The organism is Mesorhizobium sp. M2A.F.Ca.ET.067.02.1.1 (assembly GCF_004023285.1).
GTDB lineage: Bacteria > Pseudomonadota > Alphaproteobacteria > Rhizobiales > Rhizobiaceae > Mesorhizobium.
This window is the reverse complement of the sequence record NZ_RZSB01000143.1, coordinates 1-10100: the sequence shown is the minus strand read 5'-3', so window position 1 is coordinate 10100 and position 10100 is coordinate 1. Positions and strand designations below refer to the sequence as shown.

At 63.6% G+C, this 10100-nt stretch carries 8 protein-coding genes and 1 pseudogene; 2 read left to right on the top strand and 7 right to left on the bottom strand.

Annotation, left to right across the window (positions count from 1 at the left end):
• Positions 1–181: 181 nt before the first annotated feature.
• The 7 genes from EOA28_RS12965 to EOA28_RS12935 all read right to left on the bottom strand — a co-directional run bounded on the left by EOA28_RS12965 (position 182) and on the right by EOA28_RS12935 (position 7408).
• A complete protein-coding gene (locus EOA28_RS12965; RefSeq protein WP_127252677.1) occupies positions 182–1540 on the bottom strand; it encodes an FGGY-family carbohydrate kinase in 1359 nt (452 codons plus the stop codon).
• Positions 1537–1851, bottom strand: a complete 315-nt coding sequence (gene rhaM, locus EOA28_RS12960) for an L-rhamnose mutarotase (RefSeq protein ID WP_210212017.1) — start codon at positions 1849–1851, stop codon at positions 1537–1539. Before rhaM ends, EOA28_RS12965 begins: the two co-directional genes overlap by 4 nt.
• Complete coding sequence (locus tag EOA28_RS12955) at positions 1851–2852, bottom strand: ABC transporter permease (protein ID WP_127252675.1); 1002 nt, start codon at positions 2850–2852, stop codon at positions 1851–1853. The genes rhaM and EOA28_RS12955 overlap by 1 nt, the downstream gene beginning before the upstream one ends.
• On the bottom strand, positions 2849–3826 hold the full coding sequence (locus EOA28_RS12950; protein ID WP_127252674.1) for an ABC transporter permease: 978 nt from the start codon (positions 3824–3826) through the stop codon (positions 2849–2851). Before EOA28_RS12950 ends, EOA28_RS12955 begins: the two co-directional genes overlap by 4 nt.
• Entirely contained in the window at positions 3823–5364 is a 1542-nt protein-coding gene (locus EOA28_RS12945; protein WP_128314935.1) for a sugar ABC transporter ATP-binding protein, read from the bottom strand. The genes EOA28_RS12950 and EOA28_RS12945 overlap by 4 nt, the downstream gene beginning before the upstream one ends.
• Before the next feature lie 183 nt (positions 5365–5547).
• Positions 5548–6543 (bottom strand): rhamnose ABC transporter substrate-binding protein, encoded by a 996-nt coding sequence (rhaS, locus tag EOA28_RS12940; protein WP_042637283.1) that lies wholly within the window; start codon positions 6541–6543, stop codon positions 5548–5550.
• Positions 6544–6598: 55 nt separating this feature from the next.
• Positions 6599–7408 (bottom strand): DeoR/GlpR family DNA-binding transcription regulator, encoded by an 810-nt coding sequence (locus EOA28_RS12935; RefSeq protein WP_127252672.1) that lies wholly within the window; start codon positions 7406–7408, stop codon positions 6599–6601.
• Positions 7409–7595: 187 nt separating this feature from the next.
• Between EOA28_RS12935 and EOA28_RS12930 the strand changes: the two genes are divergently transcribed.
• Complete coding sequence (locus EOA28_RS12930) at positions 7596–9698, top strand: bifunctional rhamnulose-1-phosphate aldolase/short-chain dehydrogenase (protein WP_127252671.1); 2103 nt, start codon at positions 7596–7598, stop codon at positions 9696–9698.
• Positions 9699–9848: 150 nt separating this feature from the next.
• Positions 9849–10100, top strand: a pseudogene (locus EOA28_RS12925) (sugar isomerase); the annotation flags it as partial.

The following is a 10100-nucleotide window of genomic DNA, read 5'->3' as shown; positions in this document are numbered from 1 at the left end:
CCCCTCATCCGCCCTTCGGGCACCTTCTCCCCGTAAAACGGGGCGAAGGGGTTGGCCGCGCCATTCTGTGGCGTCGAAAATTGGCGAAGGCCGCGACAACAGCGTCTTTCTCCCCGTCACTATACGGGGAGAAATGCCCGGCAGGGCAATGAGGGGCAGCACCGGACTCTCAGAAAAAGGGCTACGTCCGGACGGCCAACCGCCACGCCTCTGCGTAGTCGCCCCAGACCGGCTCCGCTGGTGGTTCCGTTTGTTCGCCCTTGCTTGCTGTCTCAATGCCATCCGACGCCAGCAGCGCGGCGCCGATGCTGGTCCCGGTCGAGGCTTCCGATGCAATGACCGACCGCGCCGTCGCCGCCGCCAGCATGCGGTTGAAAAGCGGGTTGCGCGCGAACGGCCCCTCGACCGTCGTCGGCCCGTCGCCGCCGATCAGTTCCAGGCAGGTCGCGGTCATCAGCGCCAGATAGAATGAGACGGCGGCGAAGCGCTGGCCGGAGCTCAGGTCGTCGGCGTTATGCCATTGCGCGGCGCGATGCGGAAAGGGTCCGGAACCCTGCTGCGTCGAAGGCAGAAGCTGAACCTGCCGCGCCAGCACGGCGTCAACATCGACCTCGCTCCATTCCTGTGGCTGGCCCTCGGTCAGCAGCGAAAATTCGCGTCCGCCCATGAAGCGGGCCGACGGCACAGGATCGCCCAGCGCGTTGACATTGACCAGCGTGTCGCGCGCCGGGTCGAGCTCCACCTTCCTGCCGCCGACGGCCATCGACACCACCCATGTGCCGGTCGAGACGACGGAGAAGGGCGGCGCGTCGGACAGCAGATGCGGCAGCAGCGAGGCGTTGGAATCGTGCAGTCCGCAGAAAACCGGGGTCTGTGGGGCGAGCCCCGTCCGTTGCGCAATCGCTGGCAGGATCGGGCCAAGCCGGTCCCTGGCCGGCCGCACCGGCGCCATCAACCGGCGCCAGCCCATCCTGTCGACCAGCGAGGAATAGTCGGAAGTCCAGGGATTCCACAGATCGGTGTGGCAGCCGAGCGACGTCACCTCATTGGCGGCGACGCCGGTCAACCGCAGCGCCCAGTATTGCGGATACATCAGCATCGTGGCCGCCCGGGCGAATTCCGCCGGAAATTGCTTCTGCTGCCAGAAGAACTGCGCGCCGAGATTGAGGCCGATCGGCAGCCGCGGCGTGCCGGTCTCGGCAAAGGGCGGACGTGCGGCGTCGTAGCCGGCCGCAAGCTGGTCGGGGCCGTCGAATTCGTAGTCGAGAACCGGCAGCGCCAGTTCGCCGGCGGCGTCGACCAGCACGCCGGTCGCGCCATGCGTGGTGATCGAGATCGCGTCGATGCGCCGTTCGCGGTTGAGATCGGTGAGACTGTTCAGAATGAACGTCCACAGCGCCTCGACATCGTGATGCGGGTAGGGCGCCTGCCGCACCGGCGCGTTGGCGATACGGCGCAGCGCGATCTCGCTCAATGTCGCGAGATCGACCAGCGCCACCTTGGCGTTGGTCTTGCCGATATCGATGACGGCGACGATCATGCCATATGGAACATTGTTTCGAGCGGCACCGCCACCGGCTCGTTGTCGGGCTTGGTCTCCATGAGGTCGGCCATATGCGCCCACCATTGCTGCATCATCCGGTGCTTCGGAAGATCACCCATGCCGTGGTCATCGCGGCGCCACAGCACGCCGAACAGGATATTGGTCTCGTCGTCGAGATGGATCGAATAATCGGAGACGCCGGCCTCTCTCAGCAGCACAACCAGCTCAGGCCAGATCTCATCATGGCGGCGCTTGTACTCGGCCTTCATGCCGGGATTGAGCTTCATCTTGAAGGCGTATTTCTCCATCAGGCGAAGCGTCCTTCACGCAGCCGCCGCCAGACGATCGGCAATGCAATGACGATGATCAGCAACAAGCCGATGAAGATCGACATGACGATGCCCGGCACGTTGAGCAAACCAAGCCCAAACGTCACCAGCCCCATGATGAAGGCGGCCAGCACGACGCCAAGGATGCTGCCGGCGCCGCCGAGGATCGACACACCCCCAAGCACCACCATGGTGATCGCTTCGAGCTCATAACCCTGCGCGATCGACGGTCGCGTCGATCCGAGCCGCGAGGTGATCAGCACCGAAGCGATGCCCGACATCAGCCCGGTCAGGCAGAACAGGATGAATTTTATACGGTCGACCCGCACGCCGGAAAACTGGCAGGCGACCGGATTGTTGCCAATGGCGAAGACGCGGCGGCCGAAGCTCGTGCGGTGCAGCACAAACCAATAGATCAGCGCCGCGACGAGGAACAGCGCCAGCTCGAACGAGAAGACCCACCAGACATAGCCCTGGCCGAAGAACGCAAAACTTTCTGGATAGCCTTTGTAGGCCTGGTCGCCGAGGATGATGAAGGCGATGCCGCGAAACAGGCTCATCGTGCCGATGGTGACGACGATGGACGGCAGGCCGAGCCGCGTGACGAGCAGCCCGTTGAAGGCGCCGCAGGCGAAGCCGACGGCAATGCCGATCGCCACCAGCACCGGCGTGCCGGCGCCGGCCTGCACCGCCATGCCCATCATGGTCGAGGCCAAAGCCACGATCGCGGCGACCGACAGATCGATCTCGCCGCAGATGATCAGCAGCGCCATCGCAAGCGCGATCAGCCCCTTTTCCGTAAAGTTGAAGGTCAGGTCCGACAGCGACCACGGGTCGAGGAAATAGGGCGACGCAAAGCTGTTGACCGCGAAGATCGCGACCGCGATGACGACCAGCAGCGCCTCCCAGGAGAAGATCGCCGAGGAGAGCGGCTTGTCGAGCCGGTCGGGAATGTGGCGCGGGGCAGGGGTGTCGGTCATGCCGCTTCCGCCTTTCTCAGGATAATGCGGCCCTGCCGGCGCTCGCCGCGCGCGTTGAGCACCACCGCCAGTATGATGGCGCTGCCCGAGATCGCCATCTGCCAGAAGGGCGAGATGTTGATGACCGGCAGCGCGTTGGAGATGATGCCGAGGAACAGCGCGCCCAGCACTGCGCCGCCGACCGAGCCGATGCCGCCGGCGATCGAGATGCCGCCGATGACGCAGGCGGCGATGATGTTGAGCTCATAGCCGTTGGCGACCTCGACCGAAGCGATCACATAGCGCGAGATCCAGAGATAGCCGGCAAGCCCGCCGATCATGCCGGAAATGCAAAAGACGATGAATTTGGTGCGGCCGACATCGATGCCGGCATAGACCGAGGCGGTCGGATTGACGCCGATGGCATAGATCGAGCGGCCGATCGCGGTCCGCGTCATCACCAGGAAGAACAGCGCGATCACGATGATGGCGATCCAGGACAGCACTGGAAGGCCGAGGAAGGCGGCGCGCTGGAAATTGATGAAGTCGGGGCTCATCTGGTCGGCATTGACCCAGGCGCCGCCGGAGACGACGAAGGTGGCGCCGCGATAGATGGTGAGGGTGCCGAGCGTCACCACGATCGAGGGAATGTTCAGCCGCCACACCAGGAAACCGTTGATCGCGCCAAGCACCAGCCCGACGGCGAGCGCGATGACGATCAGCACCGGGATCGGGATCGCCGGATGCGCGGCGTTGAGCATCGCCACCACCATGCCGGTGAAACAGAGGTTGGACGCCATCGACAGATCGATCGAACGCGTCAGGATCACCACCATCTGCCCCAGCGCCAGGATCATTAGGATCGATGTGTCGTTGAACACCTGACGCAGATTGGCCGGATCTGCGAAACCGGGGAAGCGCGTCGAGATCAGGCCGATCAGCATGACGATGCCGGCGAGCAGCCAGATCTCGCGGTATTTGAGGAAGCTCTTCATGCCGCGATCCCCGCTGCGGTTCGAACCAGCGTCTCGGCGTCGAGGCCCTTGTTGTCATAGGTCGCGGCGATGCGGCCCTCTCGCATGACCACGACCCGGTCCGACATGCCCAGGATCTCGGGCAGTTCCGACGACACCATGATCACCGAAAGCCCCTGCGCGACCAGCTCGGCCATGAAGCCATGCACGGCCGCCTTGGAGCCGATGTCGATGCCCTTGGTCGGCTCGTCGAGGATGATGACTTTTGGCGCTGTGGCCAGCCATTTGGCGATGACCACCTTCTGCTGGTTGCCGCCGGAAAGTGTGCCGACATCCTGGCTGAGCGACGAGGCGCGCAGATCGAGCCGCTCGGTGTAGGAACGGGCGAGCGAGAACTCTTCCGCGAGCCTCAGCACGCCGGATTTCGAGGTGCGCGCGAGCGAGGGCAGCGACACGTTCTGGAAGATCGGCAGGCCGATCACCACGCCCTGCTTGCCGCGTTCTTCCGGCACATAGACGATGCCGGCCTCGATCGAATCCGCCGCCGATTTCGGCGCGATCGATGTACCGTCCAACGAGATGGTGCCTCGGCTAGCGCGGGTGATGCCGGCGATCGCCTGCATGACCTCGCTGCGGCCCGCGCCGACCAGCCCGTAGAAGCCGAGTATCTCGCCCTTGCGCAGCTCGAAGCCGATATCGTCGAACTCGGTCGGATGCGACAGACCCGAAACCGACAGCACCGGCGCGCCGATCTTCGGCTCGCGCTGCGGGAAGATATGGTCGACGTTGCGGCCGACCATCATACGCACGATCTCGTTCTGGCCGGTGTCCTTGAGCAGCCCCTCGCCCACCATCTCGCCATCGCGGAAGACTGTGTATCGGTCGGCGATGCGGTAGATCTCGTCGAACTTGTGGCTGATGAAGAGCACCGCCTTGCCGTCGCTCTTCAGGAATTCGATCAGCAGGAAAAGCTCCTCGATCTCCTTCATCGAAAGCGCCGCGGTCGGCTCGTCCATAATGACGATGCGCGCGTCGATCGACATCGCGCGCGCCACCGCAACCAGGTGTTTGTTGGCGATACCAAGATCCTTTAGCCGAGCGTCGGCGTCGATATGACCGGCGCGCATCGTCTCCAGCACCTCGCGCGCATTGCTGCGCATGGTGCGCCAGTCGATGGTGCCGAAGCGGGTGCGCGGCGCGTGGCCGAGGAAGATGTTTTCGGCCACCGAAAGGTCGTCGAACAGCACGGTTTCCTGGTGGATGGCGGTGATGCCGTGGCCGAATGCTGCGTGCGCGCTGGGCAGCGTCGTCACCTGGCCGTCAATGCCGATTTCCCCGGAATCGGGCTTGTAAATGCCGGTCATGATCTTGACCAGCGTCGACTTGCCGGCGCCGTTCTCGCCGATCAGCGCCGTCACCTGCCCGGGGTAGAGCGACAGGCTGACATTGTTCAGGGCGCGGACGCCCGGGAAACTTTTCGAGATGCCCGTGAGCGTCAGGCGGGGAGCTGAGGCCGGGGGGCGCTCCTTTATTGTGCCGTGATGGGCCGTCGTATCCATAGTCGTATCAAGCCCAGTGAATCGCTTGCGTGTCGCCTCCCCCTCACCCGACCTCCGCTTCGCTCGGTCGCCCTCTCCCCGAGGGGAGAGGAGGTTTGCGAGCTTGGCTCCAGGCTCTTCTCCCCGGCGGGGAGAAGGTGGCCGCGAAGCGGCCGGATGAGGGGCAGCGCCGTCGGTCCAGGATCAATAGATCTTGGAGAACTTCTCGATGTTGGTCTTGTCGAACTGGAAGGGCGGAGCCATCGCGGCCGAGTTGGTGTCGTCGAGCGTCACCTTTCCGACGCGGCCGATCGACAGCGTGGCGCCGGGCTTCGCCTCTTCCTTCTTCACCGCCAGGTCATGCGCGAGGTAGATCGCCGAGTAGCCGAGATCGATCGGGTTCCACAGAGCAACAGCCTGCGAAGCGCCGTTGTCGATGAACTTCTTGAACTCCGACGGCAGCGCGAGACCGGTGACATTGACCTTGCCGATCAGGTTCTCGTCGGTGACGACCTGCGCGGCGGCAACAACGCCGACGGTGGTCGGCGCGATGATCGCCTTGAGATTCGGATAGGACTTCAAGAGGCCCTTGGCTTCGTCGGTGCTCTTGGCCGAGTCGTCGTCGCCATAGACGGTGGCGACCAGCTTGATCTTCGGGAACTTCTCCGGCAGCACCTTCTTGGCCGCCTCGATCCAGGCGTTTTGGTTGGTCGCGGTCGAGGAGGCCGAGAGGATGGCGACGTCGCCGCCTTCCGGCAGGTAATCGGCGGCGAGCTTGATGATGGTCTCGCCGATCAGGCCGGTGTCGGACGGGTTGAGGTGGAGCTGGCGGCCTTCCTTGGCGACGCCCGAGTCCCATGAGATGACCGTGATGCCGCGATCCATCGCCTTCTTCAGCACCGGCACCAGCGCGTCGGCGTCATTGGCCGAAACTGCGATCGCGTTGACCTTCTGCGCGATCAGCGAGTTGATCACTTCGATCTGCGCCTCGGCGGTGGCCTTGGTCGGGCCGGTGTAGATGACATCGACATCGCCCAATTCCTTGGCCGCTTCCTCGGCGCCCTTGTTGGCGGCGTCGAAGAAGCCGTTGCCGAGCGACTTCACCACCAGCGCGATCTTGACGTTCTCGGCATAGGCGGCATTCACGAACATGGCGGCGGAAAAGGCCGCCGTGACCAGCAGTTTCTTCAAAAAGCTCATCGAATATCCTCCCTTGAGCGTTGCATTCCATCGCCGCTGCGGGCGTGAGTTTCCCTCAGGCCTGCAGTGAAGATTCTTCCCTGTCGCTTGGCTGTCTGCGGGCGACGATCAGCGCCACGCCCGCCGTTTCCAGCATCTTGGCCTCCCGGTCCTCGATGCCGTCGTCGGTGATCACGGTTGCGATGCGCGACAGCCCGCACAGGATCAGGCTGGAGCGCATGCGGAATTTGGTGGAATCGACCAGCACCACCAATTCGTCGGCCTGGTCGATCAGCTTCTGCTCGGCCTGGATCAGCAGCGGATCGCCCTCCATCAGCCCGAGCGGCCCCAGGCCCTGCGCGCCCATGAACATGCGCCGCGCATAGAAATTGCGCGTCACGTCATTGTCGAAGGGCGAAAGGATGATGTTCTGCTCGCGGTAGATCGTGCCGCCCGACAGCATCACCGTGTTTTTGGAATGCTTGAGCAGGTGCTCGGCGATCGGGAACGAGTTGGTGAAGATCGGCATGCGGCGTCCGGTCAGGAAATGCACCATCTGGAAGGTGGTGGTGCCGCCATTGATGATGATCGGCTCGCCGTCGGCGCACAGATTCACCGCTTCCCGGGCGATCGCCCGCTTCTGCGCGGCGTTCAGCGTTTCGTTGACGGAGAAGGGCCGGCCGGCAAGGCCGATGAATTGCGGCGGCGAGATCGCCTCGGCGCCGCCGCGCACCCGGCGCAGGCGCTTTTGCACGTGGAGCGCCGCGATGTCGCGCCGGATCGTCGCCTCGGAGGAGTCCGTCAGCTCGACCATCTCCTGCACCGTCACCACAGGCTTTTCCTGGACGGCGGACAGAATGATCCTGTGGCGCTCTTTTTCGTGCATGGTTCCTCCCTACTCAAACATCAGGCCTCAGAAAACGCGCAGTGTCAATCATTTCCGATCATATATTTTCATTGTGCAGTGCAATATGATCGATATTGATCGTTTGTGATTGACAAGCGGGGCGCTTGCGTAGACATTCCCGAGCAAGAAATGAGGAGCGCGACATGCGCTCCAAGGGAGGATACCTATGCTCGACAAGCGCTCCGGCTCGCGCCTCGCCAATCTGTGGGACGATGCAAAAGCCGAAGGGATGAGCGGTCCCGAGCTCCTGGTCTATCGCTCGAACACGCTGGGATCCGACAAGCGCGTCACCAATTATGGCGGCGGCAACACCTCGTCCAAGGTCTGGCAGAACGACCCGCTGACCGGCGAGGAGGTCGAGGTGCTGTGGGTCAAGGGCTCCGGCGGCGACAGCGCCTCGATCAAGCTGGACGGTTTCGCCACCCTCTACATGGACAAGCTGCGCGCCATCAAGGGGCTCTACCGCGGCGTCGAGCACGAGGATGAGATGGTGGGCTATCTGCCTCACTGCACCTTCAACCTCAATCCGCGCGCGGCCTCGATCGACACGCCGCTGCACGCCTATGTGCCGAAGGCTTGCGTCGACCACATGCATCCCGACGCCATCATCGCGGTCGCGGCGGCCAAGGATTCCAAGGCGATCACCAAGGAGATCTTCGGCGACGCCATCGGCTGGCTGCCCTGGAAGCGGCCGGGCTTCGAGCTCGGCCTATGGCTGGAAAAATTCTGCCTCGACAACCCCCAAGCCAAGGGCGTGGTGCTTGAAAGCCACGGCCTGTTCACCTGGGGTGACACGCCGAAGGAATGCTACGAGACCACGATCTCGGTGATCAACCAGGCAATCGAGTGGTTCGAGCGCCGATCGGAAGGCGTGGCTATCTTCGGTGGCGAAGCGGTCAAGGCGCTCGATGCCCGGACACGCCGCGCCATTGCCGCCAAGCTGATGCCGCGCATCCGTGGTCTGATCTCCGAAAAGAGCCACAAGCTTGGTCATTTCGACGACCAGCCGGCCGTGCTCGAATTCGTCAACTCGAAGGATTTGCGGCCGCTGGCGGCGCTTGGCACCTCCTGCCCGGACCATTTCCTACGCACAAAAATCCGGCCGCTGGTGATCGAGTTCGATCCGGCGAACCCCGATATCGACGCCGTCATCGCGCGGCTCGCCGACGACATTGCCGAATACCGCGTCGGCTACCAGGCTTACTATGACGCATGCAAGCATGCGGACTCGCCCGCCATCCGCGATCCCAATGCGGTGGTCTATCTGATGCCCGGCGTCGGCATGTTCACCTTCGCCGGCGACAAGGCGACGGCGCGCATCTCTGGCGAGTTCTACGTCAACGCCATCAACGTCATGCGCGGCGCCTCGACAGTCTCGTCCTATCTCGGCCTGCCCGCCCAGGAAGCCTTCGACATCGAATATTGGCAACTCGAGGAAGCCAAGCTCCTGCGCCTGCCGAAGCCCAAGGCGCTGGCCGGGCAGATCGCCTTGGTTACCGGCGGTGCCGGCGGCATCGGCCGCGCCACCGCCAACCGGCTGCTGCGCGAAGGCGCCTGCGTCGTGCTTGCCGATATAGACGAGGCCGCTTTGGCCAGTGCCAATGACGAGCTCTCGAAAGCCTTCGGAAGGGACTTTGTCCGTCCGGTGCGGATCGACGTCACCTCCGAGGAGCAAGTGCTTTCGGGCTTCGCCGAAACGGCGGTCGAATTCGGCGGCATCGACATCCTGGTTTCCAATGCCGGCCTGGCCTCCTCGGCGCCGATCGAGGAGACGACACTGGCCTTGTGGAACAAGAATATGGACATCCTGTCCACCGGCTATTTCCTGGTTTCGCGCGAGGCTTTCCGTCTGTTCCGCGCCCAGAAAATCGGCGGCAACGTCGTCTTCGTCGCCTCCAAGAACGGGCTCGCCGCCTCGCCGAATGCGTCGGCCTATTGCACCGCCAAGGCCGCGGAGATCCATCTTGCCCGCTGCCTCGCGCTGGAGGGGGCCGAAGCGCAAATCAGGGTCAACGTCGTCAATCCGGACGCCGTGCTGCGCGGCTCGAAAATCTGGACCGGCGAGTGGAAGGAACAGCGCGCCGCGGCTTACAAGATGTCGACCGACGACCTCGAGGAGCATTACCGCTCGCGTTCGATGCTGAAGCGCTCGGTGTTCCCGGAAGACATTGCCGAGGCGATCTATTTCTTCGCCTCCGACATGTCGGCCAAATCGACCGGCAACATCGTCAATGTCGACGCCGGCAACGCGCAAAGCTTTACGCGCTAGGCGCCCTTTCCTTCTCCCCGTCTCCATACGGGCAGTTGAGGAGTGGCCGCGTAGCGGACGAAAAGCCAATTGCTTGGCTTTTCGAAGGACGAAAGCCCGAAGGGCGGATGAGGGGCGGCGCCAGCCGAACGCATTCTTGGGAGGAATTGCATGTCCGAAACAATTATCCGCGCCGACATAGTCGCCAGCCACAACACCGCGCGCCAACCCGACCTCGAGCACGACTACGCCTCGCTCGGCGAACGCCTCGACCGCCGCGGCATCGCCATCGACGCCATCCGCGACAAGGTCGAGAAATTCGGCGTCGCGATCCCGTCCTGGGGCGTCGGCACCGGCGGCACGCGTTTCGCGCGTTTCCCCGGTCCCGGCGAGCCGCGCGACATCTTCGACAAGATCGAGGAC

What these genes read in the sequence shown, in the direction of transcription:
- EOA28_RS12965 (WP_127252677.1), bottom strand. Translation starts at nt 1,540, where the DNA reads ATGATCGTCGCCGTCATCGATATCGGCAAGACCAACGCCAAGGTGGCG.
- rhaM (WP_210212017.1), bottom strand. Translation starts at nt 1,851, where the DNA reads ATGGAGAAATACGCCTTCAAGATGAAGCTCAATCCCGGCATGAAGGCC.
- EOA28_RS12955 (WP_127252675.1), bottom strand. Translation starts at nt 2,852, where the DNA reads ATGACCGACACCCCTGCCCCGCGCCACATTCCCGACCGGCTCGACAAG.
- EOA28_RS12950 (WP_127252674.1), bottom strand. Translation starts at nt 3,826, where the DNA reads ATGAAGAGCTTCCTCAAATACCGCGAGATCTGGCTGCTCGCCGGCATC.
- EOA28_RS12945 (WP_128314935.1), bottom strand. Translation starts at nt 5,364, where the DNA reads ATGGATACGACGGCCCATCACGGCACAATAAAGGAGCGCCCCCCGGCC.
- rhaS (WP_042637283.1), bottom strand. Translation starts at nt 6,543, where the DNA reads ATGAGCTTTTTGAAGAAACTGCTGGTCACGGCGGCCTTTTCCGCCGCC.
- EOA28_RS12935 (WP_127252672.1), bottom strand. Translation starts at nt 7,408, where the DNA reads ATGCACGAAAAAGAGCGCCACAGGATCATTCTGTCCGCCGTCCAGGAA.
- EOA28_RS12930 (WP_127252671.1), top strand. Translation starts at nt 7,596, where the DNA reads ATGCTCGACAAGCGCTCCGGCTCGCGCCTCGCCAATCTGTGGGACGAT.